Origin of the sequence: Mesorhizobium sp. B2-8-5, from assembly GCF_006440675.2 — a bacterium.
In the GTDB taxonomy this organism is placed as follows: domain Bacteria; phylum Pseudomonadota; class Alphaproteobacteria; order Rhizobiales; family Rhizobiaceae; genus Mesorhizobium.
In genome coordinates this window covers 594,531-619,773 of the sequence record NZ_CP083951.1, presented here as the reverse complement: position 1 = coordinate 619,773, position 25,243 = coordinate 594,531, and the positions used below count along the sequence as shown (strand labels likewise).

Here is a 25,243-nt window from a genome sequence, read left to right as displayed (position 1 = left end):
GCCCTGGGATGACGAAATCGCGAGATTCGGCCATTCCGAATTGGCTCTCATCACCCGCGTGACAAACACTCCCGCATCGACTATATGAGCCGCATGATCAACCTGACCGCCACCTATTGGTACTTTAGCAGCTCGCTGGCGGCGGGAGGATTGCGCTCGATCTGAAGATTTGCAGATCAAACATCCGACAAGCCGCCAGACCTGGCGGCTTTTTTGTTTCAGCCGGCAGGTCTCCTAAACCAGGAGCAGAAAGCCGTGTTGACCACCACAGACGACCTTCGGGTCACCGAAATCAGAGCCTTGAGCACGCCGGACGAGGTGATGCGCGAAATATCGCGCACGCTGACGGCGACGCGCACCGTCGCCACCGCGCGCAACGCCATCCATTCCATCCTCTCGGGGGCCGACGATCGACTGCTTGTCATCGTCGGCCCTTGTTCCATCCACGATCCGGTCGCCGCCGTTGACTATGCCAGCCGTCTGGCGGCGCTGCGCGAAACCTTGGCCGACCGGCTCGAGATCGTCATGCGCGTCTATTTCGAGAAGCCGCGCACCACGGTCGGCTGGAAGGGCCTGATCAACGATCCCGACCTCGACGGCAGCTTCAACATCGAAAAGGGGTTGCGCATGGCGCGCAACGTGCTGTCGGCCGTCAACAATCTCGGCCTGCCGGCGGCGACCGAGTTCCTCGACATGACCATCCCGCAATACATCGCCGATCTCGTCGCCTGGGGCGCCATCGGCGCGCGCACCACCGAAAGCCAGATCCACCGCGAACTGGCCTCGGGCCTGTCCTGCCCGGTCGGCTTCAAGAACGGCACCGACGGCAATTTGCGCATTGCCGCCGAGGCGGTGAAGTCGGCCGCTCAGCCGCATCATTTCATGGCGGTGACCAAGGGTGGACGCAGCGCCATTGCGGCAACCACCGGCAACGAGGATTGCCACGTTATTCTGCGTGGCGGCGTCCAGCCGAACTATGATGCGGCGAGCGTTGAAGCGGCCGCTGCCGAGCTTGGCCGGATCGGTATAGCGCCGCGGCTGATGATCGATGTCAGCCACGCCAACAGCGCCAAGAAGCCGGAGAACCAGCCAAAGGTCGCGCATGACGTGGCGGAGCAGGTTGCCGCGGGCGACGAGCGCATCGTCGGCGTCATGATCGAGAGCAATCTCGTCGCCGGCCGTCAGGATGTCGTGCCTGGCAAGCCGCTCGTCTACGGCCAGAGCATCACCGACGGCTGCATCGACTGGGCGACCACCGAAACGGTGCTGCACGGCCTCGCCGGCGCCGTCGAATGGCGCCGGTCGGTGAAGCGCGAGATGCTCGCCACCCGTCAGGGCGCTGCTTGAGCGAAAAAGGTGAGGGCGGCGCTCACGCCGCCCTCAATCCTTCCCAGGCAGTGAATATCGAAACGGCAAACAAAAGCAGTCCGGCGCCCCGTCCGGCCAGGATTGTCGCTTGCGGATTGTCGACCAGCAGCCCCCGGCTGCGCCCCGCCGTGACGGCGAGCCCGCCATAGATCGCGGCCTGCGTGGCGACCGTCAGCAATCCCATGATCGTCGCCTGCATCCAGATCGGGCCGTAAGCCGGCTTCAGGAATTGCGGATAGACGGCTAGGATGAAGAGATAGGCCTTCGGATTGATCAGGCAGGTGACCAGTCCCTGGCGAAACGCCTTCCAGGCCGAGCGGCTCCCCGAAGGCCCGTCGTCGCCGACGGTGATCGAGCTGCGCATCAGCGAAATGCCGATATAGGCCATGTAGGCGGCGCCGGCTACCAGCAGCGGCGTGAACAGGATCGGCGCGAAATGCATGAGCAGGCCGACGCCGATGGCGCCGTTCAGCGTGTGTACGGCGCCGCCAAGCATGATGCCGCCGGTGGCGGCGAGACCCCTGTTGCTGCCGCCGGTCAGCGCGTTGGCCAGCACGAACAGCATGTCCATGCCCGGAACGGCGATGATGCCGAACAGAAGCACGAAGAACAGCCAGAGGTTTTCGGCGTAGCTCATGTCAGTTGCCCGTCGCATTACCCGCTTGCGCAAAAAGGAACCTGTTGATTTTCAAGTCGGTAGGCGGCCCTATAGGCGATCCCAACTGACGGGGATGTGTCAGTTGCGTTTCGGGTGAGAAAAAATGCGCAAGGCCTCGCGCCTGTTCGAGATCATCCAGATCCTGCGGCTGGCCAAGAAGCCGGTCACGGCGGCGACGATCGCCGGGCGGCTGGAGGTCACGGTCCGCTCGGTCTATCGCGACATCGTCGCGCTGCAGGCGATGCGCGTGCCGATCGAGGGCGGGCGTGGCATCGGCTACATACTGCGTCCCGGCTTCGACCTGCCGCCGCTGATGTTTTCCATCGAGGAGATGGAAGCGATCGTGCTGTCGCTGGCGCTGCTCGAACGTACCGGCGACGATGAGCTCAAGCAGGCCGCGAAGCGCGTCGGCGCCAAGATCGCCGGCGCGGTGCCGCCGCCCTTGCGGCAGACGCTGGACGCCAACGCCCTTCATGCCTGGGGTTTTGCAGCGCCTTCCGCTTCCGCCGTCGATCTCGCTCTGGTCCGCCGCGCCATCCGCGACGAGGAGAAGCTCGACCTCTCCTATCGCGACGAGGCGGGGCGGGCGACCGGCCGTGTCATCCGCCCGGTCGCGCTGATCTACTATGCCGAGACCGCCAACATCGTCGCCTGGTGCGAACTGCGCCAGGCCATCCGCAATTTCCGCAGCGACCGCATCGAGGACTGCCGGCCGGCAGGCCTGTGGTTCAAGGGCGAGGGCGACCGGCTGCGGCAGGTCTGGGTGGACGGCTGGGAGATCAATGCTTCGGCCGCTGCCGGCAACCGAGGCGCCGCCCCGCCGCGGTCGAGGTGACTTTCAGGGCACGATGCCCCGACAGGCCCAGGCGACATTGGCGAAGGACCGCGGCCCGTCGGGCCGGCCGGCCTGATAGGCATCGCGCACGGCGGCTTCGACGCGCTCCCGCTCGGCCGGATCCAACGTGGTCATGTATTTGCCGAGCGGGCCTTCGCCGGCGCCGATCGGCGCCCAGAAGTCGTCGAAATCCGTGTAGTCCATGCGGATCATGAGCTCGGCCTCGCTGACGTCGATGAGATCTTGCTCGACAAACGTCCGCTTCATCTCGCCCGGCTGCATCATCGGCTGGAAGCAATAGCGGCCGCGCATCTGGCGCCCGCTTTCGCTGAGCGCCGCGACGGTGTCGATCATCATGCGCATGCCAGGCATGCCGCCGTAATGATCCCAGACCACGGCCGCGACCACGCCGCCCGGACGCACCACGCGGCGCATCTCTGCCACCGCCTTGCCGGCCTCCGGCACGAAGTGCAGCACCAGCAACGCCAACGCGCGGTCGAACGCGTTGTCCGCGAATGGCAGCGCCGTGGCGTCGGCCTGACTGATGGTGACGCGCGGATCGGTGTTCCTCTCGTTCGCCGCCGCGACGAAAACCGGTGAAAAGTCGATGGCCTGGATCTCGGCAAGATCGGCCGATTTTGCCAATTCGAAGGCCAGGCTGCCGGTGCCGCAGCCGACATCGAGGATTTTTTCGCCGCCGGCCAGACCGGCGAAGTCGATGAACTTGGGCGCGAGCCTGCGGCTCCATCGCCCCATAAGTTGCTCATAACCGGATGCGGCGTGAACGGTGAAGTTGGATGCCATTGGAGCCTCCCATATGAGCCCAAGCTAAACCTCGGCGGAATTGCTGCCAAGACACAGAGCGATCGTAATCGGAGCAAGGATAGCGTGGTGCATACAGGTGTTTATGTGGGCGATCTCACGCTCGCCTGGCTATGGGATCAGGCTCAAACGTTCGAGAATAACGCCTGAGCGGTTTCGATTGGCAGCAGCATGATCCGCTCGCCAAGCAGAGACGCGATGAAGCCATGCCGTTGATAGAAACCCATTGCTGCATCATCGATCGCGTGTGCCACCACAGCACGAACCCCGGCAATGTCCGAGACAGCGAGACATCGCCTAAGCGCGTCGGAAAGCAGGTCGCCTCCGAGTCCCATTCCCTGGAACGTCTGATCGACCGCAAGGCGACCGATCAGCAGCAGGGGCACTTGCTCGGGCATGCCTCGCCGAAGCTTTGCGCTTGGCAGCGCGATCCGTTCTTCCATCGCCGTCGAGATCGCATAATAACCGACGACGCGATTTTTAGTGCCCGCGTCACAGACGACATAGGTTCGGGCGGACAGTCCTTCGGCAACCAAGGCGCGGTTTCGCAGCCAGTCATCGAGAGATGAATGCTTGCCATTGTGAAATTCAGATACGTCGTGGCTAATGGTCAGCCGTTCCGGAGCGCGGACTCGCCATCCTTGCGGTCGGCCAGCGGACATCAGCGCTCCCAGGCCGGCTTACGCGTCATACGCGCGCGAAGCTCCTCCGACGGTTTGTTCGGAGCATCAAGCAGGTTGAGAAATTTTTCATGCGCGTCCGTATCGAGAAAGAAGGCGCGCTGGTCGAGAATCGTCTCCTCGGCCTGCCTGCGGGCACTGTCCAGCATGAACTCCGACAGCTTCTGCCCGCGCAAACTCGCGGCGCGGTTGAGAATAGCCTTCATCCCCGCCGAGGCGCGGATCTGAATCACGTCGTCCTTGCGCGCTGCGTCGCGATTGCTGCCGACATGACTGGAATGCGCCATCGAAATCCTCCTATGTCAGGATCAGATATCTAGCGACTGTCAATACAATGTCAATACGTATCGGCTTTGAAGTGGTGATCTGGGGTACCTATTCCTTCACACTGGCCACGCTCTCCCGCTCCACCAGCGGGCATTCGAGCTTGGTGATGGGATAGCGGCCGCGGCCGGGCGTTGGCGGCGTTTCCAACTGCTCGATCGCCCATTGGCCCATCGCCAGATGCGGCAGGATGGAGGTGGTCAGCGGCGGGAAGAGGTGCCGGGCGATCTCCTCGTCGTCATAGCCGACCACCGAAATGTCCTGCGGGATATGCAGGCCCGCTTCCTTCAGCGCTTCGTAGCAGCCGATCGCGGTTCGGTCGTTCTGGCAGAAGATGGCGGTCGGCCGCTCCTTGAGCCCGAGCAGCTTGACCGTCGCGGCATAGCCGGCGCTGGCCGACCAGTCGCCCTCGACCACCAGTTCCGGGTCGAACGGGATGTCGGCGGTGGCCAAGGCGCGGCGATAACCTTTCAGTCGGTCCTGCGCGGCTTGCATCCAAGGCTCGCCGGTGACGGTGGCGATGCGGCGATGGCCGTGGGCGATCAGGTGCCTTGTCGCGCTCTGGCCGCCGGCGATCTCGGAGGGAACCACGGCCGGGAAGGCATAGTCGGCGGTGTAGCAGTTGAGCAGGATCACCGGGATGTCGAGGCTGTAGAGGAAATCCGGCGCGGCGATCTCGCGGGTGAAGATGGTCATGTAGATCAGCGCCGAGATGCCTCGCCTTGTCAGTGCTGAAACCGCGCGCGGCTCCATCACCGCGTCGCCCATGGTCTGCGCCACCAGAAGCACATTGCCGGCGTTCCAGGAGGCTTGCCGGGCGCCCTCGATGGCGACCACCGCCTCGGGGCTGGTGGCGAGCTGGTCGACCGCGAAGCCGATGACGCCGTCGAGGCCTTCGAACGGCGTCACCGGCGGCCGCAGCGCTGAAAAGACCGGCGGCGAATAGCCCAGCGCTCGGGCTGCCTCGATCACCCGGTCGCGTGTCTGCTGCGACAGCCTGATGCCCGGTGAATTGTTGAGCACGAACGACACCGTCGCCTGCGAGCAGCCGGCGGCGCGCGCGATGTCGGTCATGGTGACGCGTCCCTTGGGCTTGGCGGCCGGCTTGCGGCGCTTGGAAGCTCCGGGGGGATCGCTCAGTTCCGTCGGTTCGCTCATGGTCGTTTCCCAAACCCAGCCGGCTCTAAAGCAAAGGCCGACGGCAACGGCAAGATGGTCGAGGTCGGTGCGTTTATCGACATTGCGCTCGGCTAATACATATTAGCAAGCGCGACAGGCAAATCGCCGGCTGCGCCGCTTCGCGACGAAACCGCCAGACAAGGTCAGCAATGCTGACGATTCCCGTATTTTCCGCGCGGTTTCAAGCGTTGCGGCGTTCGCTCCCCTCACTCCTGGCGCGCCCTTCGACCAGCGTTCTCCTCCGCGTCGAAAGCGCGCCTCGCGGCCTCATAACTAATACTCTTTACTAATAGCTGTTAGCGTTCTACTGTCAACTCGTCGTAACCGTCCGGGCTTCCGTTCGGTGCCGGCAAAGTGCGAAGGATGCTTGCTTGGAACCCGGCGGCATGCCGGATTGGGTGTGCACTCCGTCTCACGAAAATGTCAGACAAATCGGACTATTTACGAACGCCACATGAGTGTCTAGTGTCTTGACCGCGGCCGGATCGGCACCGTTCTTAAGTCGGCGGACCTTTGCGCCACACCCTTGAGGAGGAGGGTTATCCGCGCCGCAGCCGGGACATCAGCGAAGAGTTCTACAAGGCAAGTTCTACAAGGGAGGTTGAACTATGAAATCCATGATCCGTAACGCATCTGTCGCCGCGGCGGCCCTGCTTGTCGGCCTGTCGGTAAGCGCCAGCGTGCGCGCCGACGACAAGCCGACGCTGGCCTTCGTCGTCAACGGTGCGTCAGACTTCTGGAAGGCGGCGGAAGCCGGCGTGAAGAAAGCGCAGGGTGAACTGCCCGACTACAATCTCGAGCTCAAATATCCGGAACAGTCCTCGGTCGCCATCCAGCAGCGGCTGATGGACGACCTGGTGACGGCAGGCGTCAAGGGCATCATGGTCTCGGCCGTCGATCCCAAGACCTCGACCGACGGGTTGAACAAGATCGCGTCGGAAACGGCGCTGTTCACCACCGACTCGGACGCGCCGCAGACCAAGCGTGTCGCCTATATCGGCTCGTCCAATGTCGATGCCGGCAAGCAGGCGGCCGAGATCGCCAAGAAGGCGATGCCGAACGGCGGCAAGTGCCTCGGCTTCGTCGGCCTGCTCGGCGCCGACAACGCCAAGGAGCGCATCCAGGGCATGAAGGACGGGCTCGCCGGCAGCAAGATCGAGCTGGTCGACGTGCGCGGCGACGACATCGACCAGGCGCGCGCCAAGAAGAATGTCGAGGACGCGCTGGTCGCCAGCCCCGACATCACCTGCATGGTCGGCTTCTACTCCTACAACACGCCCCGCATCTACGAAGCGCTGCGCGATGCCGGCAAGCTTGGCCAGATCACCGTCGTCGGCTTCGACGACGATCCGATCACGCTGGGCGGCGTCAAGGAAGGCACTGTCGCCGCGACCGTGGTGCAGCAGCCGTTCGAATGGGCCTATCAAGGCATGAAGCTGATGGCCGCCTACCTCAAGGGCGACAAGTCGGGCATCCCGGCCGGTAACCTGATCATCATCCCGACCAAGATCATCGGCAAGGATGACGTCGACACCTACGCCGCCAACCTCAAGGCGATGGCGGGCAAGTAAGCCCAAGACAGTTGCGCCGGCTCGAGGGTCCACCTTGAGCCGGCGTTCGTATTGACGGACCTGCCAAGGCCCGTCAGTCTGTGGCCCACCGGCTGCTGCCCCGTGCGGTAAACTATGGCGCGATGACCTCTACCGACACCACTCAACCGATCGCCGCTCCGTTCCTGGGCCTGGAGGCCGTGCGCAAGACCTATCCGGGTGTTGTGGCGCTGGACAGGTTTTCGATGGAGGTCCGGCCCGGCGAAGTCATCGGCCTCGTCGGCGAAAACGGCGCCGGCAAATCGACGCTGATGAAAATCCTCGGCGGCGTGACGCGGCCGGACAGCGGCACCGTTGCCGTCGATGGCGCGGCGCATGACGGATTGACCGTCGAGCAAAGCATCGGCTCCGGCATCGCCTTCGTGCACCAGGAGCTCAACCTCTTCGAAAACCTCGACGTCGCCGCCAACATCTTCTTCGGCCGCGAGCCGCTGCGCGCTGGGCCGCTGAAGCTGGTCGACCGCGCGAAACTGCGCGAGATGGTGGCGCCGCTCCTGAAGCGCGTCGGCGCCAATTTCTCGGCCGACGCGCCGGTGGCTTCGCTGTCGCTCGCCCAGCAGCAGATGGTCGAGATCGCCAAGGCGCTGTCGATCAAGGCGCGCCTGGTCATCCTCGACGAGCCGACCTCCAGCCTGCCGATCGCCGAGACCGAAAAGCTGCTCGACGTCATCAAGGGCCTGAAGGCGGAAGGCATCAGCGTCATCTTCATCTCGCACCGGCTGCATGAGATCGAGCGCGTCGCCGACCGTGTCGTGGTGCTGCGCGACGGCACGCTGGCCGGCACGCTGGCAAAGGACCAGATCAATCACGACGAGATGGTCAGGCTGATGATCGGCCGCATGCTGAAGGAGCGCGAGAAGGCCGGCGAAGCCGCCCGCGCGCCGGGCAGCGTGGCCCTGTCGGCGGACGCGATCCGCACCAGCACCTATCCCGACCGGCCGGTCAGCCTGGAATTGAGACACGGCGAGATCCTCGGCCTCGCGGGCCTAGTCGGCTCCGGCCGCACGGAGTTGGCGCGCGTGCTGTTCGGCATCGACGAGCGGTTGGCAGGCAGTGTCACGCTCGACGGCAAGCCGCTCGATGTAGGCTCGGCGGCGGACGCGGTGGCGAACGGCATCTTCCTGGTGCCGGAGGACCGCAAGCTGACCGGCATATTGCTCGACCTGTCGATCGCCCAGAACATCTCGCTGCCCAATCTGCCTGCGCATGCCAGGCGCTCACTGGTGTCCGCCAGCGCTGAACTCGCGACGGCCGAAAAGCAGAAGAAAAACCTCGGCATCAAGGCACCGTCGGTCCTGACCCGCACCGGCACTTTGTCAGGCGGCAACCAGCAGAAGGTGGTTCTGGCCAAATGGCTGGCGATGAACCCGAAGGTGATGATCCTGGATGAGCCGACGCGCGGCATCGACATCGGCGCCAAGGCCGAGATCTACGGGCTGATGCGAGCGCTGGCCGATGCCGGCGTCGCCGTGCTGATGATCTCCAGCGACATGGAAGAGGTGATCGGCGTGTCGGACCGCATCGCGGTCATGCATGAGGGGCAGATCTCCGGCATCCTCGACAAGGACGATTTCAGCCAGGAGAACGTGCTCTTGCTGGCGGTCGGCAAGAAGCCGAAATTGCTGCAAGCGGCGGGAGGAGCGCAATGAGCAAGAAAGATCTCGGCCTGCTGATCCTGATCTTGGTGGTCGGCGCGGTGGTGACGGCCATCAACCCGCGCTTCCTGTCGGCGATCAACCTCGCCAACACCTCCAACCTGGTGGCGCTGTTCGGCATCCTGTCGATCGGCCAGGCCTTCGTCATCATCACCGGCGGCATAGAATTGTCGGTCGGCTCGCTGGTCGCCCTGCTCGGCACGCTGTTCATCGACTTCATCGCGGTGCGCGAGGTGAACTGGCCGCTGGCCTTCGTGCTGATCCTGGTGCTTGGCGCCATCATCGGCTTCGTGCATGGCTGGCTGATCACGCGGCTGAAACTGCAGCCCTTCGTGGTGACGCTGTGCGGCCTGCTCATCTATCGCGGCGTGGCGCGCTTCTACACCGCCGACGGCACGGCGGGCTTCGCCTTCGGCCAGAATTTCCCGACGCTCGAATTCCTGACCGCGGGTCGCTCCTATGGCCTGCCGAACAGCTTCATCGCGCTGATCGTCATCGGCATCGTCATGTGGGTGGTGCTGCACCGCTCGGTATTCGGCCGCTACCTCTACGCTATCGGCAAGAACGAGGAAGCGGCGAAATATTCCGGCATCCGCACGGGCCGGGTGATCATCGCGGCCTATGTCATCTGCGGCGTCCTGACAGCGCTGTCTGCGATCTATTTCGCCATGTACACGCGCTCGATCTCGCCGGCGAGCCACGGCCAGTTCTACGAGCTCTATGCCATTGCGGCGGCGGTGCTGGGCGGCTTCTCGCTGCGCGGCGGCGAGGGCTCGCTGGTCGGCGTCATCCTCGGCACCGTGCTGCTGCAGGAGTTGCAGAACCTCGTCAACCTGCTCGGCATTCCCTCCTCGCTCAACTTCGCCGTGATGGGCGGCGTGATCCTGATCGGCGTGCTGGTCGACCAGCAATGGGGCGTCTTCCGCGCCCGCCGCCGCATGGTCGAAGCGACGCGCCAAAACGTTGCGGGCGCGCCGGCGGAGTAGCCTCGCTTTAACATTCACGGTTCTGATTGGACCGATGCTCGCGGGAAAACCCACCGGGCAGACCCGGATTCGCGGGCGGATTGCAACAACGCGTGAACCGGAAAACTGCCCTTGTCGCAGAATTGGGGCTGGGCTAAGCAATTGGCATCTGAGGGTTCCAAGAACAGAATATGGGAGAAATTACCGTGACATCAGCACGTTGGATCGCGCTCGCCGCGCTGGCGTTGACCTGCTCGACCCCGGCAATGGCCAAGGACTGGAAGACCGTGACGGTCGCCATGGAGGGCTCCTACGCCCCCTGGAACCAGACGGATGCCAGCGGCAAGATCGTCGGCTTCGAGGTGGATATCCTCAACGACGTCTGCGCCCGCGCGAAGCTGGAATGCAACATCGTGGCGCAGGACTGGGACGGCGTCATTCCCGGCCTGACGGCCGGCAAGTTCGACATCGTCATGGATGGCATGTCGATCACCGAAGAGCGCATGAAGACCATCGACTTCTCGATCCCCTATGCCTCTTCGCCGGTGGCTTTCCTTGCCGACAAGAACGGTCCGCTGGCGCAGCTGTCCAACAGCGGCAAGATGATCGATCTGTCGAAGGACGACGCCGAATCCAAGGCGGCGCTCGACACGCTGCGCAAGGAGCTCACCGGCAAGAATGTCGGCCTGCAGGTTTCGACCACCGAGGCGACGTTTGCCGACAAGTATCTCAAGGACGTCGCCAACGTCCATGAATACAAGACCACCGACGAGCATGACCTCGACCTGATGGCGGGCCGCATCGACGTCGCTTTCGCCGACACCACCTACTTCCTCGGCACGCTGGCCAAGCCGGACGCCAAGGACCTGGAATTCGTCGGCCCGCAATTCAAGGGTGGCCCGATCCTCGGGCCGGGCATCGGCGCCGCTTTCCGCAAGACCGACAAGGACCTGCAGGACATTTACAACAAGGCGCTCAAGGCGGCTCTCGACGACGGCTCGGTGTCGAAATACAGCCTGCAGTGGTTCAAGATCGACATTACCAAGTAATGTCGCAACGGGAGCAGCCAAGGCTGCTTCCGTTTTGCTTTGCATGTCGCCCAAAAGTGCGCAGCGGTTTTGGGAGAACGACGTGCATCAAGGCAAGGCCTTAAAGCGCGTCGCCTAACCCGTTTTGACACGCGCTTTAAGGCGGGCAACCCGTCGACGCCCGCAGGAGCCGTACGTGGAGTTTCTCAACGATCTCAAGGACCAGGTGTCGACGGCCTATGAGCTGTTGGCCGCCGGCTGGGGCGTGCAACTGCTCTGGGGCATCGGCTGGACGCTCGCCGTCACCGTCGTCTCGATGCTGATTGGTGCCGTGCTGGGCTCGCTGGTTGCGGCGGCCAAGCTTTCGCATCACGGCGGATTGAGGTTCATCGGCGAGAGCTACACAACCGTGTTTCGCGGCGAGCCGGAACTGCTGATCATCTATCTGTTCTACTATGGCGGCACGCAGGTCTTGACCGGCGTGGCAAGGTCCACCGGATCGATCGGCTCGACCGACATCTTGAACATGCCGAGCTTCCTCGGCGGCGTTCTCGCGGTCGGCATCATTTCCGGCGCCTATCAAGCGGAGGTTTTTCGCGGGTCGTTCCTGGCGATCCACCGCGGCGAGCTGGAAGCGGCGCGTGCCTATGGCATGTCGGCCTGGCTGCGGTTTCGCCTCGTGATCATGCCGCAGGTCCTGCGCCTCGCCGTGCCTGGGCTGGGCAATGTCTGGCAATTGACCATCAAGGATTCGGCGCTGATCTCGGTCACCGGCGTCGCCGAGCTGATGCTCACCGCGAACAAGGCCGCGCGTTCGACGCATCATTCGCTGCTTTTCTACACGGTCGCCGGCATCCTTTATCTGGTGATGACCTCGATCTCGACGCCGATCTTCGAGAAGGCCGAGCGTTACACTTCGCGCAGTTTCACCCGGCCGAAATAAGAGGTGGCGGTGGATTTCGACTTCTACCTTTCGACCATGTGGAGCGTGCTGAAGGCGCTGCCGCTGACGCTCGAGATCTGGTTCTTCGGCATCGCCTTCGGGCTACTCATCGCCACCGGCCTGACCTGGTTGCGGGCTTCCGGCTACAAGTTCGGCGAATATTTTACCCGCGCTTATGTCTTCGTCTTCCGCGGCTCGCCGTTGCTGGTGCAGCTCTATCTGATCTATTTCGGGCTCTCCCAGTTCGATTTCGTTCGCCACAGCCCGATCCTGTGGCCGATCCTGCGCGATCCGATGTATTGCACGATCGTCGCCATGGCCTTGAACACAGCCGCCTATGAGAGCGAGATTTTCCGCGGCGCGCTGCGGGCGGTGCCTGTCGGCCAGATCGAGGCGGCCAAGGCGTTCGGCATGTCGGCCTTCACCCGCTTCCGCCTCGTCACGCTGCCGATCGCGCTCAGGCTGGCCTTGCCGGCCTATTCGACCGAAATCATCCTCATGACCAAGGCGACGGCGCTCGCGTCCGTGGTCACCATCATGGAGATGATGGGGACGGCGCAAAAGATCCAGCACGACACGTTCCGGCCGATCGAGGTGCTGACCTGCGCCGGCGTGATCTACCTGCTTCTCAACTTGTCGATCGCCCGCCTGTTCGCCTGGGTCGAATACCGGCTTTCACCGCATCTGCGTCCCCCGCCTGAGCAGAGCCAGCAAATCAAATCCGTTCCGGAGGTGTTGTGATGTCGGCAAATGTCGCCACTTCCGCGCAAGCGGCATCGTCCCCGGACGACAAGGCAGCCATCAGCGTCAAGGACCTGCGCAAGTGTTTTGGCGATCACGAGGTGCTCAAGGGCATTTCGCTGGAAGCGCACAAGGGCGATGTGATTTCGATCCTCGGCTCCTCGGGGTCCGGCAAGAGCACGATGCTGCGCTGTATCAATCTCCTGGAGACCCCGGATTCCGGCGAAGTGCGCGTGGATGGCGAGCTCATCCGGATGAAGCGGGGCCGCGACGGCCACCAAATGCCGGCCGACATCCGCCAGGTGGAGCGGATCCGCGCCAACCTCGCCATGGTTTTCCAGAGCTTCAATCTCTGGTCGCACATGACCGTGTTGGAAAACCTCGTCGCCGCGCCGACGCATGTGCTGAAGCGGCCGCGCGCGGAGTGCCTGGAGCAGGCCGAGGCATTGCTGAAGCGCGTCGGCATCTGGGAGCGCCGCAACTACTATCCGCCGCATATGTCGGGCGGCCAGCAGCAGCGCGCTGCGATCGCCCGCGCGCTGGCAATGAATCCCAAGGTGATGCTGTTCGACGAGCCGACATCCGCGCTCGATCCGGAACTGGTCGGCGAGGTGCTGCGCGTCATGCGCTCGCTTGCCGAAGAAGGGCGCACCATGCTGGTCGTGACCCATGAAATGGGCTTTGCCCGCGACGTGTCGAGCAAGGTGATGTTCCTGCACAAGGGCGAGGTGGATTCGGCCGGCGAGCCGAAGGAGATGTTCGCCAGGCCGCCGACGCCGCAGTTCAAGCAGTTCATCGCCAACTTCAACAAGTGAAGACGGACCTTGCTCGGCACCAAGATGCGCTGAGATTCAGGTCAGGCCGAGCCGAAAGTGGTGGCTTCCGAGAACCGGAGCGGAGCGTACTTAAGCACGTGAGCACCGGAAGCGCAGGGAGCCGCTACTTGCAGGCCGGGCTCACCTGAATATCAGCGCATCTTAGATCATGTCCGACAGGTCGGAAAACGCCATCGCCTTGCGCAGCACCTCGGCAAAGCGTTCGCCGGCGACCTCCTTGTCGCCGCCATTGTCGATCGACGTGATGTCCGGTCCTGTCAGCTTGACGTTCGTGCTGCGCGCCAGGCGGGCAAGCACTTCGCCGCGTGATTCACGGCCGCGCGCCGCCAGCCGTTCCGCGAGGATCTCCGGCGCCGCGGTGATCTCGACCACGGCCAGATTGGCGTAGCGTTCGCGCAGCGCCGGGATGACCGCGCGGGAGACATTCGCCACGGCCACATGACCATTGGCGACAGCCCAGTCGACATCGGCCGGCAGGCCATAGCGGAGGCCATGCGCGTCCCAGCACAGCGAGAAGGCGCCGTCGGCCTCCGCTTCGGCGAAGGCGGCGTCGGCCAGTGTGTCGTGGTCCTCGCTTGCCGTGTCGCTCGGCCTGGTGATGACGCGGCGCACGAATTCCAGCCGCGTCTCGCCGGCGAAGCGCTGCTTGGCGTAGCCGATCAGCGTATCCTTGCCGGCGCCGCTCGGCCCCACCACCGCGACGAAGACGCCGTTGCGGATCGGCAGGCTCTCGGCCAGCTCGCGTTCGATGAGGGCCGAGACCATCATGCGACCCGGCGGCCCTGGCGCCACACGGTGCGCACGACCGGCACATGATCGTCGACGCGCACCCGCACCAGGTCCGCGCGGCGGCCCGGCTCGATGACGCCGCGATCGGTAAGGCCGATGGCTTCGGCCGGGTTCTTCGAGACCATGGCGACCGCCTGCGGCAGCGAGATGCCCTCGACGACATCGCCGAGGAAGAAGGCCGACTGGATCAGGCTGAAGGGGATGTAGTCCGACGACAGGATGTCGAGCAGCCCGTCGGCGGCAAGCGTCCGCGCTGAAACATTGCCGGAATGCGAAGCGCCGCGCATGACGTTGGGCGCGCCCATCAGCACGCCGAGGCCGGCCGCCTTCGAGGCCTTGGCCGCCTCTTCCGTCGTCGGGAACTCGGCGACGCGCACGCCCTGCTCGATTGCTTCTTCGACATGGCCGGCGGTCGCGTCGTCATGGCTCGCCAGCACGATGCCGCGCTCCTGGCAGGCGGCCGAGATGAAGACGCGGTTCGGACCGGAGTTGCGGGCCGATTCCGCCATCCGCTTCTCGCAGAATTTCTTGAAATCCTGGTCCGTCAGCTTCAGCTTGCGCTGGTAGTAGTAGGCATAGGTCTCGAGGTTGACGAACTGGCGCTGTCCGGGCGCATGGTCCATCAGCGAGGCAAGTTTCACCCGGTCGTCGGTCTCGAAATTGGCGAAAGCCTCGAGGCAGTCCGGCGCCGAGACCTCGCAGCGCAGATGGATGAAATGGTCGGCCCTGAGCCGGTCCTGGCGCACGCTGTCCTCGATCGCGTCGGCCAGCTTGCGAACGTCGTCGGATTTCAGGTCGGCGTCCTCGTCCATGCCGACGCGCAAGGCGTCGAGCACGGTGGTGATGCCGGCGGTCGCCACCTGGGCGTCATGCGCAAGCACGGCGGCGATCGGGTTCCAGCGCACTTTCGGCCGCGGCGCGTAGTGGCCTTCGAGATGGTCGGTGTGAAGCTCGACGAGGCCCGGGATGATGTAGTCGCCGCCCATGTCCTCCCCGGTGCGGGCAGCGCCCGGTTCGACGGCGGCGATCAGGCCGTCGCGCAACAACAGCGAGCCCTCGACGATTTCGTCCGGCAGCACGATGCGGGCATTGGTGAGAATGGTTTCGGCGGTCATCTCAGGCGGTCCTATCTCGAGCGGTCAATCAGAGCAATTCCAGGAAAAGTGCCTTGCGGTTTTCCGTCCGGAATTGCGTAAACACAGAGCTAGGGCGGTTCAGCGTTTCCGCTGACCCGCCCTAGGCGGTCTTGCGGGCCGGGCCGTGGCCAAGCGCATGATGGGAAAGCACCATGAACGGGGCGCCGGGCTCGCTTTCGACGAATAATGTCAGCGCATCCACCGGCACCGGCTGCCGCAGCACGTCGGCGAACAGGCCGTCTATCGCTGCGCGAAGACGTGGGCTTTCCTGTGGCCCGGCGCGCCCCGACAGCGTCATGTGGAAGCGGAAAGTGTCGAAAACATATGGGTAGCCCCATTGGCAAAGGTTGCGGAACTCGTCCGGCTTCAGCGAATCTGGGCTGCGGCGCTCGATCTCGGCCTCGGTCAATGGCGCACGGAAGCCGTCGAAGGCGCGCACGACCTCGCCGGCGAAATCGTTGATCGGGGCGAACGCGGCTTCGGGCACCAGGGCGAAGAAATCGTCGATCTGGCCGACCACGAGGCGCGGGATGACGACCGGCGGCGTGGCTTCGGCGAAACTGTCGAGAGCGGCGCGCAGCGAAGCTTCCGTCTCGTCCGGCGCCAGCCGGAACGGCGCCTTCAGCGTCGCGTGGAACCCGTAGCGCCTGGCCGAGGCGGTATGGAAGGCGACTTCCGCGGCCGACAGATCGCCCACGGCCTCGACCGGTCGCGTCGCCGCGCCAAACGGGTCGCGGCCCAGCCAGTTGGCGGCAATGCGCGCCAGCTTCTCGTCCTGTCCCGGAGTGTAGTAGATGGCGTAGCGCATGGGCATTCCTCGTCAAGCGCGCTGCGCGCCCCGAAAGGAATATGCGACGCGCTTCAAGTCATTGTCTTGGCAAGTCGTGGCCCAAAAACGCCGGAGCGTTTGCGGCGACATGCACCGGAACCGCTGCCATAGGTGATTTCCATGACGGATTGACGAAGCTTTCGTGGGTTTTCGAAGGCAAGTCCAGCCGCAAGGTCGTTAGCCGACGATTTCTCTTAACTGGACCAACGGCTTTGCCGAACTGCTTGATCAGGCCTTCATCAGCCACTCGTGCTCGGCCGCGTTGTGGAATTTCCACGTCCGCTTCGGTCCGGCCATGACATTGAGGTAATAGAGGTCGTAGCCGTGGCAGGCCGCGCAGGGGTGATAGCCCTTCGGCACGAGCACGACATCGCCGTCCTCGATCGCCATCGCCTCGTCCAGCTCGCGCACGCCGTTGCGGTCGGCGTCGGTGTAGACGCGCTGAAAGGCAAAGCCCTGCGGCGGGTTGAGCCGGTGGTAATAGGTCTCCTCGAGATAGGATTCCACGGGGAGATTGTCCTGGTCGTGCTTGTGCGGCGGATAGCTCGACGTGTGGCCGCCGGGCGTGATCACCTCGACCACCAGCAGCGAATCCGCCGGCTTGCCCTCGGGCAGGATGTTGGTGACGTAGCGCGTGTTGGTACCCTTGCCGCGCACCTCCTGGCCGAGATCGTCAGGTCCGATGACGCGCACCGGCAGGCCGCCGCTTAAGCCCGGCGCCGAGCAGACGGCAAGCTCCAGTTCGGTATCGGCGGTCACCGACCAGTCGTCGCCTTCCGGCACATAGACCGACCAGGGCTTGCCTTCGAAGGGCGACATGCGCTCGCCGAGCAGGCCGAGGTCCTTGCCGCCGGCCGACGCCTTGCCCTTGCCGGTGACGAAGACCAGGCAGACCTCGCGGTCGCCGGTCTTGCCGGACACCGTCTCGCCCGCTTTCAGCCGATGCAGATCGAAACCGACATAGGTCCAGCCGGCGCTTTGCGGCGTGACATGAGCGACATGGCCGTGGCCCTTGTCGGCCTTGACGAGCAGTTTCGACATTTTTGTCTCCTAATTCCTCGACGCTTCGATTTTCAGGCCTGCTTGCAGGATTTCATCGTTCATTGGACTATCGTGAAAACCGTGGAGATTGGCCGGTTCCTCTCAACTTCGTCATCCTAGGGCGGAGCAGGAGCGAAGCTCCGTCGCGGAGACCCTAGGATCCATTCCATTCCCTCAGTCGAAGAGTGCAGCGGAGCAGAATTCTGCACCGCAGCGGCTGCTTCGAAGTCACGGAATGGATCCTCGGGTCTGCGCCGCGTCGCTTCGCTCCTTGCTTCGCCCGTGGATGACGAAGCGAAAGATGTTTCAGCCAATCGCTAATGCATCCGATGCGCCATGCGCGCTGTCCGATCCGTGAACCCTCCACCCCATCGACCGCTTCATTCCCTCGGCTCGGCCGGTGGCTTGGTCTCGTCGGCCGGCTTGTAGAGGTAGAAAAACTGCCATACCGCATAACCGGCGAAGCCGAGCGCGATGACGCCCCAGAACGGCGTGCCGGAGGCGAATTCGATCACCGACCAGACCAGGCAGACCGCGACGACGGCGATGCGGCGCCACAGCGGCCGGAAGAAGGGGTGCTCATAGTCTTTCATCACGCCAATCCAGGATTTGCCCAAAGCGCATCAGATAGACCGAGTGCCCGGACTAATCCATCATTCATGACTAATCCACCGTTCAGGCCGGAAAACCCTGCGTTTCGACCGTGTAGCCGGCGGCCGTCATCACCCGCATCAGCTCCTTGTGGCCGACCTGAGCCATCTTGAGCGGCGGGTTCTTCTTCGGATCCTGCTCGGCTTCCACGACGAACCAACCCTCATAGCCATGATCGGCGAACCGTTGGACGATGGCGCCGAAATCGAGCGAGCCGTCGCCCGGCACGGTGAAGGCACCGAGCGCCACGGCATCGAGGAAGGACTGTTTTGAGCGGTCGAGCCCGTCGATGACGCCCATGCGCACGTCCTTCACATGGACATGGTTGATGCGCTTGTGGTGGTTGTCGATGGCGCGCAGCACGTCGCCGCCGGCAAAGGCCAGATGGCCGGCATCGAGCAAAAGCGGAATGCCTTCGCCGGAATGGCGCATGAAAGCGTCGAGCTCCGGCTCGGTCTCGACCACCGCCGCCATGTGATGGTGGTAGGAAAGCGGCATGCCTTGGTCCGCGCACCATTCGCCGAATTCGGTGACGCGGCGGCCATAGGCCTTCATCTCGTCGCCGGTAAGCGTCGGCTTGGTGGCCAAGGGTTTCGAACGATCGCCCTGGATGGAGCGGCCGACCTCGCCATAGACGATGCAGGGCGCGTCGACCGCCTTGAACAGGTCGATCATCGGCTGGATGCGGTCCTTGTTCCTGGCCAGGTCCTCATTGACCAGCGTGCCGGAGAACCAGCCGCCGCAAAGCGTGACGTCGGCCGCCTTCAGGATCGGCAGCATCACCTTCGGGTCGTTGGGGAAGCGGCGGCCCATCTCCATGCCGGTGAAGCCGGCCGAGCGCGACTGGCGCAGACACTCCTCCAGCGACACGTCATCGCTCAGTTCCACGAGATCGTCGTTCCACCACGCTATGGGGGACATGCCCAGTTTGGCTTTCAAGTCTTCGCTCCGATGTCAGTTCATTATGAGGCGGACGCCGGCTCAGCCTTGCCGGCTGTCCACGGCTTCCTCGTATTTCTTGCGCGCGGCGTTGACCTGGGGCCGCGCGGAGACTTCCGGCACGGCGACATCCCACCAATGGCCGCCGGCATCGGTCGACACCAGCGGATCGGTGTCGATGACCAGCACCGTCGTCTTGTCATTGTTTTTGGCCTTGGCCAGCGCCGTCTCCAGTTCCGCGATCGACGCCACCTTCTCGGCGACGGCGCCGAGGCTCGCCGCATGGGCGGCGAAGTCGACGTCGGGCATCACCTCGTGGCGGGCGTCCTTCAGCAAATTGTTGAAGTTGGCGCCGCCGGTCGCCATCTGCAGCCGGTTGATGCAGCCGTAGCCGCGATTGTCGAGCAGCACGATGGTGAGCTTCAAGCCAAGCATGACAGAGGTGGCGATCTCGGAATTGAGCATCAGATAGGAGCCGTCCCCGACCATGACGACGACCTCCTGGTCGGGCCTTGCCATCTTGACGCCGAGCCCGCCGGCGATCTCGTAGCCCATGGTCGAGAAGCCGTATTCGGCATGGTAGGAGCCCGGCGCGCCTGCCTGCCAGAGCTTGTGCAATTCGCCGGGCAGGCCGCCGGCGGCATGCAGCAGCGTCACATCGGAGCCCATCGCCCGTTGCACGGCGCCGATCACCTGCGCGTCGGAAGGATAGGCCGCGTTGGTCGAGGCCGTCACCTTGGCGGCGGCGGCCTGCCATTCCGTCTTGCCCTTCAGCGCATTGTCGGTCCAGGCGGCCGGCGCCTTCCAGCCCTTCAGCGCGGAAGCCAATTCGGCCAGACCCTCGGCGGCATCGGCGACCAGCGGCAAGGCCCAATGCTTGCCGGCGTCGAAAACCTGGGTGTTCAGGCCGATGATGGTGCGGCCGGCATTCTTGAACAGCGCCCAGGAGCCCGTTGTGAAATCCTGCAGCCTGGTGCCGACGGCAAGCACGACATCGGCTTCCTCGGCCAACCGGTTGGCGGCTGAGGTGCCGGTGACGCCGACGGCGGCCATGTTGAGCGGATGATCGTCCGGCAGCGAGGACTTGCCCCCTTGCGTCTCGCAGACCGGGATACCGGCGCCCTGCACCAGCTTCGCCAGCTCTCCGGAAGCCTGCGAGTAGAGGACGCCACCGCCGGCGATCACCAGCGGCTTCTTGGCGCCCTTCAACGCCGCGACGGCGGCGACCAGTTCATTGCGGTCGGGGCGCAGTCTGCGCGGCGTCCAGACGCGTTCGGCAAACAGGCTTTCGGGATAATCATAGGCCTCGGCCTGCACGTCCTGGCAGAGCGAGAGCGTGACCGGGCCGCATTCGGCCGGATCGGTCAGCACCTGCATGGCGCGGTTCAGCGCCGGGATGATCTGCTCCGGCCGCATGATGCGGTCGAAATAGCGCGATACCGGGCGGAAACAGTCGTTGACGCTCGCCGTACCGTCGGAAAAATCCTCGGCCTGCTGCAGCACCGGGTCAGGCAGGCGGTTGGCGAAGACGTCGCCGGGCAAAAACAGGACAGGCAACCGGTTTACATGCGCGAGCGCGGCGGCCGTCACCATGTTGAGCGCGCCGGGGCCGATCGAGGTGGTCGCTGCCATGAAGCGGCGGCGAAAATTCGCCTTGCCATAGGCGATCGCCGCATGCGCCATCGCCTGCTCGTTATGGGCGCGGAAGGTCGGCAGCTCGTCGCGCACCTGATAGAGCGCCTCACCGACGCCGGCGACATTGCCATGGCCGAAGATCGCCCAGACGCCGCCGAAGATCGGCACCGTCTTCCCGTCGATCTCGGTCATTTGCCGGCTGAGAAAGCGGGTTAGCGCCTGCGCCATGGTCAGGCGAACGGTCTTGCTCATTGTCGTTTCCTCCGCAATTCTTCAGCGGTCTTCTTATGCGGCCTTGCGGCCGCGCGCGGCAAGCCACGCCTCGGTCAGCTGCTCGAAGCGCGCGGCCATGTCGGCCACCGCTTCGTCATCCGACATCCTGCCGGCCAGCCATTGTTCGGCGGCGTTGATGAAGATGGTGCGGCCGACGGCAAAACCTTTGACGATCGGCGCGTTGGCGGTTGCCGCGAAGGCCGCGACCAGCTCGTCCTGTGGCGCTTCGAGCCCGAGCAGCACGACGCCGCGGCACCAGGGATCGTTCCTGACGATCACCTGTTCGATCTTCGCCCAGGCGCCCGCCGAAGCCTGCGGCTCGAGCTTCCACCAGTCCGGCTTGATGCCCAGCACATAAAGTTCCTCCAGCACGCGCGGAATGGTGGTGTCGTCGAGCTTGCCATGCTTGCCGGCGATGATCTCGACCAGCAGTTCCCGGCCTACCTTCCTCGCCGCCTCGAACAAAGCGCGCAGCTTCTGCTGCTGCTCGACTTTGAGCGCTTCCGGGTCGTCCGGGTGGTAGAAGCACAGGCATTTGATGCAATGGTCGACCGGCCATTCGGTGAGCTGCGAGCCGATATCCTGCGAGAACTCGAAGCGCAGCGGCCGCGATCCGGGCAATTCGACGGGACGCCCGAGCCAGGCGAAGGGATGGCATGCGAATTCGAACATCGCGTCGCGCCCGTATTTCTCGTCGATCAGCATGCCGTAGCCGTCGCGGCCGGCGGCGACTTTTGCCGCCGCCTTGACCGTCAGCACCTTGAAGTCGGGGATGCGCGAAACGTTGGCGCCGATCTTGGCGGCAACGTCTTCGAGCTGGACACGATGATCGCAGGCCAAAGCCATCAGCGAGGGGATATCGCGCCGCCGCGTCGTCGCCCAGTGGATGTGGTTGATCGCCTCGTCCTTGCGCAGCGCCAGGTGCTTGCTGCCGTGCTTCAGGAAGAACTGCAGCTCCTCGAAGGTCGGGTACTCCGGCGCGCAAAGCAGGCGCGATACGGCGAAGGCGCCGCAGGCATTGGCCCAGGTCGCGGCGGTGGCAAAACTCTCGCCGCCCAGCCAGCCGCGCAGGAAGCCCGACATGAAGGCGTCGCCGGCGCCGAGCACATTGTAGATCTCGATCGGGAAACCCTTGCCGACGATACCGTCCTCGAGATCGTCGCTGATCGGGCCGTCATAGACGATGCAGCCCTTGGCGCCGCGCTTGAGCACGATGGTGGCCGAGGACAGGGCGCGGATCGTCTTCAGCGCGCTCAGGCAATCGTCGGCGCCCGACGCGATCATGATCTCTTCCTCGGTGCCGACGATGAGATCGCAATCCGGCAGCACGGTCTTCAGCTGTGCCGAGACGCGGTCGGATTTGACGTAGCGCTCGAAACCCTCGGCATGGCCGGCAAGACCCCAGAGGTTCGGGCGGTAATCGATATCGAACACCACCTTGCCGCCCTTGGCCTTCATCAGGCGGATCGCTTTGCGCTGCGCGGCATCGGAATTGGGCCGCGAGAAATGCGTGCCGGTGACGACCACCGAACGCGCCGAGGCGATGAAGGCTTCGTCGATGTCTTCTTCGGCAAGCGCCATGTCGGCGCAGTCGGAGCGGTAGAAGATCATCGGCGAGACGCCTTCGCTCTCGACCGAAAGCAGCACCAGCGCTGTCAGCCGTTCCTTGTCGGTCTTCAGCCCGTCGACCGACACGCCCTCGCGCCGAAGCTGCTCGCGGATGAAGCGGCCCATCTGCTCGTCGCCGACGCGCGTCAGCAGTGCCGAGCGCAGGCCGAGCCTTGCCGTGCCGACGGAAATATTGGCCGGACAGCCGCCCACCGACTTGGCGAAGGAGGCGATGTCCTCCAGCCGCGAGCCGATCTGCTGGCCATAGAGATCGACCGAGGCGCGGCCGATGGTGATGACGTCGTGCGGCGGGTATTTCCCTTCCACGGCTTCGCCCATTCGAACCTCCCATCGGCCTTGTTGGATAGAGCAGCGTCGTTTTGGACAGCACGCGCCAGCGACGGCGTAGTGTCGTCAATATGAAATATTAATTCCAATCTACAGTCAATATGGAATGAGTGTTCCCATGCCGAAAAGCGCTCCTCGGCGAGGCTCAGCCCTTGCGCCGGCGCCCGGCTTCGCGGCGCTTCTCGCCGACGGCGACGGTCAGCGCCATGGCCAGCGCCATCGTCGCCGAGATCGAGCGGAAACCGCCGAAATCGGCCTCGGCGACCTCGAACCAGACCTTTGCGAATTGCGCCAGCGGCGAGAAGGACGAGTCGGTGATCGCCACGATCGGTACGCCCTGTTCCGCGATCGAGCGCGTCTCGTCGATGGTCGCCGGCGCATAGGGAGAGAAGCTGATGGCGATGACGGCGTCGCGCGGCGTGGCGAAGCCGATCATCTCGGCATTCAGGCCGGCGGCCGATTCCACCAGCTGGTTGCGGATCTTGAGCTTGCCCAGCGCATAGGCGATGTAGGACGCCACCGGATAGGATCGGCGTTTGGCCAGCACATAGATCGTCTCGGCCTTCGCCAGAAGCGCCACCGCCTCTTCGAAATGCCCGTCGTTCAGCGCGCGAGAAATATCGCCCAGCGAGGTGCTGGCGGCGGCGACGAAGCCGTCGAAGATCGCCCGATGCCCGCCGCCGTCCTCGGCCTTGGCGCGCAGCGCCGCCAGCCGCTCATCATAGGAGGAGTTGCGTTCGCGCAGCCGCTCGCGGAAAACCTGCTGCAGGCTGGTGAATCCGTCGAAGCCGAGCTGCTGGGCAAAACGGATCAGCGTCGAGGGCTGAACGCCGGCCGAGGCCGCGATGCTTGCCGCCGTGCCGAAAGCGATGTCGTCGGGGTTGTCGAGCGCATAGGCGGCGATCTGCGCGATGCGCTTGGGCAGGCTCGCGCGCCTGTCCAGGATCGTCGCGCGCAGCGTTTCGAAATCGCGAGGCACCCGTTCGTCCATCGTCGCTCCGCCCACGCCCATAAGGTTTGCCCCTCTCCTGCCTCATCATAACGAGTTCGCGCAAGAACACCATAAAAAATGATTTGGATGTTCCATTCCTTACCAAAATGGACTAATTCATCCACACCAGTATTTCCCCGGAGCGATTCCGCTTTCACGCAACCGCTCCATCTGTTTGTTGACGCAATTCCGGACGGCAAACCGCTCGGCACTTTTCCTGGAATTGCTCTGGCGCGGAGACAATCGACATGGTCGGAGTGGGCCTCATCGGCACGGGCTTCATGGGCAAGTGCCACGCCATCGCCTGGAATGGGGTGGGCACGGTCTTTCCCGATGTCGAGAAGCCGAAACTGGTGCATCTGGGCGAGGTGAATGACGAGCTTGCCCGGCGCAAGGCCGGCGAATTCGGCTTCGCGAAAGGCTCCGGCGACTGGCGCGCCGTGGTCGAGGATCCGGACGTCGAAATCGTCTCGCTGACCACGCCCAACCAGTTCCACCCCGAAATGGCGGTCGCCATCCTCGAAGCCGGCAAGCATCTGTGGTGCGAGAAGCCGATGGCGCCGAGCTTCGCCGAGGCCGAGACCATGGCGGCCGCGGCGAAGCAATCCGGCAAGGTCGCCGTGCTCGGCTACAACTACATCCAGAACCCCGCCATCCGCCACATCGGCGCGCTGCTGGAGGAAAAGATCATCGGCGACGTCAACCTCGTGCGCATCGAGATGGACGAGGATTTCATGGCCGACCCGGAAGCACTGTTCTTCTGGAAGCACGAGGCTTCGTCCGGTTATGGCGCGCTCGACGATTTCGCCGTCCATCCGCTGTCGCTGATCAAGGCGCTGTTCGGCCGTGTTTCCCGCGTCATGTGCGACATGGTCAAACCCTATGCCGACCGCAAGACCGCTTCCGGCGCCCGCCGCGCGGTCGAGACCTACGACATCGCCAGCGTCTTGATGCATCTGGAAAACGGCGTTGCCGGCACGCTCATGGTCAATCGCTCGGCCTGGGGCCGCAAGGGCCGCATCGCCATCCAGATTTTCGGCTCGAAGGGCTCGATCCTCTACGACCAGGAGCGGATGAACGAATTCCAGCTCTACCTCACCGCCGACCGGCCGACCGAACAGGGCTACCGCACCGTCCTGGTCGCGCCGCACCACAAGCCTTACGATTCCTTCCTGCCGGCGCCCGGCCACGGCCTCGGCTTCAACGACCTCAAGATGATCGAATGCCGCGAGCTCTTGATGCGCATCGCCGGCAGGCCGGCCCGCATCATCGACTTCGACGAGGGACTGGAGATCGAGCGCACCGTGCATGCCATGGCGCGCTCGTTCCAGGAGCAGCGCTGGGTCGATGTGAGATAGG

General features: G+C 64.1%; 24 protein-coding genes. 10 read left to right on the top strand and 14 right to left on the bottom strand.

Annotation, left to right across the window (positions count from 1 at the left end; all coding sequences use genetic code 11):
* Positions 1–255: 255 nt before the first annotated feature.
* Complete coding sequence (locus FJ430_RS02865; RefSeq protein ID WP_140641678.1) at positions 256–1,347, top strand: 3-deoxy-7-phosphoheptulonate synthase; 1,092 nt, start codon at positions 256–258, stop codon at positions 1,345–1,347.
* A 22-nt stretch (positions 1,348–1,369) separates the two neighbouring features.
* On the opposite strand, the gene FJ430_RS02860 is transcribed toward FJ430_RS02865, so the two are convergent.
* Positions 1,370–2,005 carry a LysE family translocator gene (locus FJ430_RS02860; protein ID WP_140708445.1) on the bottom strand — a complete coding sequence of 212 codons (636 nt, stop codon included), beginning with the start codon at positions 2,003–2,005 and terminating at the stop codon, positions 1,370–1,372.
* Positions 2,006–2,129: 124 nt separating this feature from the next.
* Between FJ430_RS02860 and FJ430_RS02855 the strand changes: the two genes are divergently transcribed.
* Complete coding sequence (locus FJ430_RS02855) at positions 2,130–2,861, top strand: helix-turn-helix transcriptional regulator (RefSeq protein WP_140708443.1); 732 nt, start codon at positions 2,130–2,132, stop codon at positions 2,859–2,861.
* A 3-nt stretch (positions 2,862–2,864) separates the two neighbouring features.
* Here FJ430_RS02855 and FJ430_RS02850 read toward each other — a convergent pair whose 3' ends face one another.
* The 4 genes from FJ430_RS02850 to FJ430_RS02835 all read right to left on the bottom strand — a co-directional run bounded on the left by FJ430_RS02850 (position 2,865) and on the right by FJ430_RS02835 (position 5,845).
* Positions 2,865–3,665 (bottom strand): class I SAM-dependent methyltransferase, encoded by an 801-nt coding sequence (locus FJ430_RS02850; RefSeq protein ID WP_140708441.1) that lies wholly within the window; start codon positions 3,663–3,665, stop codon positions 2,865–2,867.
* A 143-nt stretch (positions 3,666–3,808) separates the two neighbouring features.
* Positions 3,809–4,345, bottom strand: a complete 537-nt coding sequence (locus FJ430_RS02845) for a GNAT family N-acetyltransferase (RefSeq protein ID WP_140641655.1) — start codon at positions 4,343–4,345, stop codon at positions 3,809–3,811.
* Entirely contained in the window at positions 4,345–4,650 is a 306-nt protein-coding gene (locus tag FJ430_RS02840) for a DUF1778 domain-containing protein (protein WP_140708439.1), read from the bottom strand. Before FJ430_RS02840 ends, FJ430_RS02845 begins: the two co-directional genes overlap by 1 nt.
* A gap of 88 nt (positions 4,651–4,738) precedes the next feature.
* On the bottom strand, positions 4,739–5,845 hold the full coding sequence (locus tag FJ430_RS02835) for a LacI family DNA-binding transcriptional regulator (protein WP_181175513.1): 1,107 nt from the start codon (positions 5,843–5,845) through the stop codon (positions 4,739–4,741).
* A 629-nt stretch (positions 5,846–6,474) separates the two neighbouring features.
* On the opposite strand from FJ430_RS02835, the gene FJ430_RS02830 reads away from it, so the two are divergent.
* The 7 genes from FJ430_RS02830 to FJ430_RS02800 all read left to right on the top strand — a co-directional run bounded on the left by FJ430_RS02830 (position 6,475) and on the right by FJ430_RS02800 (position 13,623).
* Positions 6,475–7,437 carry a sugar-binding protein gene (locus tag FJ430_RS02830; protein ID WP_140641641.1) on the top strand — a complete coding sequence of 321 codons (963 nt, stop codon included), beginning with the start codon at positions 6,475–6,477 and terminating at the stop codon, positions 7,435–7,437.
* A 122-nt stretch (positions 7,438–7,559) separates the two neighbouring features.
* Positions 7,560–9,125, top strand: a complete 1,566-nt coding sequence (locus FJ430_RS02825; protein ID WP_140641639.1) for a sugar ABC transporter ATP-binding protein — start codon at positions 7,560–7,562, stop codon at positions 9,123–9,125.
* Positions 9,122–10,117: an ABC transporter permease gene (locus FJ430_RS02820; protein ID WP_140708437.1), complete on the top strand. Its 996-nt coding sequence runs from the start codon at positions 9,122–9,124 to the stop codon at positions 10,115–10,117. The genes FJ430_RS02825 and FJ430_RS02820 overlap by 4 nt, the downstream gene beginning before the upstream one ends.
* Before the next feature lie 185 nt (positions 10,118–10,302).
* Positions 10,303–11,145, top strand: coding sequence for a transporter substrate-binding domain-containing protein (locus FJ430_RS02815; protein WP_210242107.1), 843 nt, complete (start codon positions 10,303–10,305; stop codon positions 11,143–11,145).
* 175 nt (positions 11,146–11,320) lie between these two features.
* Positions 11,321–12,067, top strand: coding sequence for an ABC transporter permease (locus FJ430_RS02810; RefSeq protein WP_226892049.1), 747 nt, complete (start codon positions 11,321–11,323; stop codon positions 12,065–12,067).
* 3 nt (positions 12,068–12,070) lie between these two features.
* Complete coding sequence (locus tag FJ430_RS02805; protein ID WP_319022997.1) at positions 12,071–12,808, top strand: ABC transporter permease; 738 nt, start codon at positions 12,071–12,073, stop codon at positions 12,806–12,808.
* Positions 12,808–13,623, top strand: a complete 816-nt coding sequence (locus tag FJ430_RS02800; RefSeq protein ID WP_140708433.1) for an ABC transporter ATP-binding protein — start codon at positions 12,808–12,810, stop codon at positions 13,621–13,623. The genes FJ430_RS02805 and FJ430_RS02800 overlap by 1 nt, the downstream gene beginning before the upstream one ends.
* 162 nt (positions 13,624–13,785) lie before the next feature.
* On the opposite strand, the gene phnN is transcribed toward FJ430_RS02800, so the two are convergent.
* From phnN to FJ430_RS02755, 9 genes are all read right to left on the bottom strand, one after another.
* A complete protein-coding gene (gene phnN / locus FJ430_RS02795) occupies positions 13,786–14,412 on the bottom strand; it encodes a phosphonate metabolism protein/1,5-bisphosphokinase (PRPP-forming) PhnN (protein ID WP_181166885.1) in 627 nt (208 codons plus the stop codon).
* On the bottom strand, positions 14,409–15,548 hold the full coding sequence (locus FJ430_RS02790; protein WP_140708431.1) for an alpha-D-ribose 1-methylphosphonate 5-triphosphate diphosphatase: 1,140 nt from the start codon (positions 15,546–15,548) through the stop codon (positions 14,409–14,411). The genes phnN and FJ430_RS02790 overlap by 4 nt, the downstream gene beginning before the upstream one ends.
* A 121-nt stretch (positions 15,549–15,669) precedes the next feature.
* Positions 15,670–16,377: a DUF1045 domain-containing protein gene (locus tag FJ430_RS02785; protein WP_140708429.1), complete on the bottom strand. Its 708-nt coding sequence runs from the start codon at positions 16,375–16,377 to the stop codon at positions 15,670–15,672.
* 249 nt (positions 16,378–16,626) lie between these two features.
* The gene (iolB, locus tag FJ430_RS02780; protein ID WP_140708427.1) at positions 16,627–17,439 is read right to left on the bottom strand and encodes a 5-deoxy-glucuronate isomerase; all 813 of its coding nucleotides are present in this window, start codon (positions 17,437–17,439) and stop codon (positions 16,627–16,629) included.
* 380 nt (positions 17,440–17,819) lie between these two features.
* Positions 17,820–18,032, bottom strand: coding sequence for a DUF3329 domain-containing protein (locus FJ430_RS02775; protein ID WP_140708423.1), 213 nt, complete (start codon positions 18,030–18,032; stop codon positions 17,820–17,822).
* An 82-nt stretch (positions 18,033–18,114) separates the two neighbouring features.
* Complete coding sequence (gene iolE, locus FJ430_RS02770; RefSeq protein WP_140708419.1) at positions 18,115–19,029, bottom strand: myo-inosose-2 dehydratase; 915 nt, start codon at positions 19,027–19,029, stop codon at positions 18,115–18,117.
* Positions 19,030–19,071: 42 nt separating this feature from the next.
* Positions 19,072–20,916, bottom strand: coding sequence for a 3D-(3,5/4)-trihydroxycyclohexane-1,2-dione acylhydrolase (decyclizing) (iolD, locus tag FJ430_RS02765; protein WP_140708415.1), 1,845 nt, complete (start codon positions 20,914–20,916; stop codon positions 19,072–19,074).
* A 33-nt stretch (positions 20,917–20,949) separates the two neighbouring features.
* The gene (locus FJ430_RS02760; protein WP_140708411.1) at positions 20,950–22,884 is read right to left on the bottom strand and encodes a bifunctional 5-dehydro-2-deoxygluconokinase/5-dehydro-2-deoxyphosphogluconate aldolase; all 1,935 of its coding nucleotides are present in this window, start codon (positions 22,882–22,884) and stop codon (positions 20,950–20,952) included.
* A gap of 154 nt (positions 22,885–23,038) precedes the next feature.
* Positions 23,039–23,884: a MurR/RpiR family transcriptional regulator gene (locus FJ430_RS02755; RefSeq protein ID WP_181175512.1), complete on the bottom strand. Its 846-nt coding sequence runs from the start codon at positions 23,882–23,884 to the stop codon at positions 23,039–23,041.
* 248 nt (positions 23,885–24,132) lie between these two features.
* On the opposite strand from FJ430_RS02755, the gene FJ430_RS02750 reads away from it, so the two are divergent.
* Positions 24,133–25,242 (top strand): Gfo/Idh/MocA family protein, encoded by a 1,110-nt coding sequence (locus tag FJ430_RS02750; protein ID WP_140708409.1) that lies wholly within the window; start codon positions 24,133–24,135, stop codon positions 25,240–25,242.
* The last annotated feature ends 1 nt before the right edge of the window (position 25,243 follow it).

Excerpts from the sequence above, each read along its gene's own strand:
- FJ430_RS02775 (WP_140708423.1), bottom strand. The coding sequence starts at position 18,032 with ATGAAAGACTATGAGCACCCCTTCTTCCGGCCGCTGTGGCGCCGCATC.
- FJ430_RS02755 (WP_181175512.1), bottom strand. The coding sequence starts at position 23,884 with ATGGACGAACGGGTGCCTCGCGATTTCGAAACGCTGCGCGCGACGATC.
- FJ430_RS02835 (WP_181175513.1), bottom strand. The coding sequence starts at position 5,845 with ATGAGCGAACCGACGGAACTGAGCGATCCCCCCGGAGCTTCCAAGCGC.
- FJ430_RS02845 (WP_140641655.1), bottom strand. The coding sequence starts at position 4,345 with ATGTCCGCTGGCCGACCGCAAGGATGGCGAGTCCGCGCTCCGGAACGG.
- iolB (WP_140708427.1), bottom strand. The coding sequence starts at position 17,439 with ATGTCGAAACTGCTCGTCAAGGCCGACAAGGGCCACGGCCATGTCGCT.
- FJ430_RS02750 (WP_140708409.1), top strand. The coding sequence starts at position 24,133 with ATGGTCGGAGTGGGCCTCATCGGCACGGGCTTCATGGGCAAGTGCCAC.
- FJ430_RS02800 (WP_140708433.1), top strand. The coding sequence starts at position 12,808 with ATGTCGGCAAATGTCGCCACTTCCGCGCAAGCGGCATCGTCCCCGGAC.
- FJ430_RS02760 (WP_140708411.1), bottom strand. The coding sequence starts at position 22,884 with ATGGGCGAAGCCGTGGAAGGGAAATACCCGCCGCACGACGTCATCACC.
- FJ430_RS02850 (WP_140708441.1), bottom strand. The coding sequence starts at position 3,665 with ATGGCATCCAACTTCACCGTTCACGCCGCATCCGGTTATGAGCAACTT.
- FJ430_RS02825 (WP_140641639.1), top strand. The coding sequence starts at position 7,560 with ATGACCTCTACCGACACCACTCAACCGATCGCCGCTCCGTTCCTGGGC.
- FJ430_RS02830 (WP_140641641.1), top strand. The coding sequence starts at position 6,475 with ATGAAATCCATGATCCGTAACGCATCTGTCGCCGCGGCGGCCCTGCTT.
- FJ430_RS02820 (WP_140708437.1), top strand. The coding sequence starts at position 9,122 with ATGAGCAAGAAAGATCTCGGCCTGCTGATCCTGATCTTGGTGGTCGGC.
- FJ430_RS02785 (WP_140708429.1), bottom strand. The coding sequence starts at position 16,377 with ATGCGCTACGCCATCTACTACACTCCGGGACAGGACGAGAAGCTGGCG.
- phnN (WP_181166885.1), bottom strand. The coding sequence starts at position 14,412 with ATGATGGTCTCGGCCCTCATCGAACGCGAGCTGGCCGAGAGCCTGCCG.
- FJ430_RS02840 (WP_140708439.1), bottom strand. The coding sequence starts at position 4,650 with ATGGCGCATTCCAGTCATGTCGGCAGCAATCGCGACGCAGCGCGCAAG.
- FJ430_RS02790 (WP_140708431.1), bottom strand. The coding sequence starts at position 15,548 with ATGACCGCCGAAACCATTCTCACCAATGCCCGCATCGTGCTGCCGGAC.
- iolD (WP_140708415.1), bottom strand. The coding sequence starts at position 20,916 with ATGAGCAAGACCGTTCGCCTGACCATGGCGCAGGCGCTAACCCGCTTT.
- FJ430_RS02860 (WP_140708445.1), bottom strand. The coding sequence starts at position 2,005 with ATGAGCTACGCCGAAAACCTCTGGCTGTTCTTCGTGCTTCTGTTCGGC.
- FJ430_RS02855 (WP_140708443.1), top strand. The coding sequence starts at position 2,130 with ATGCGCAAGGCCTCGCGCCTGTTCGAGATCATCCAGATCCTGCGGCTG.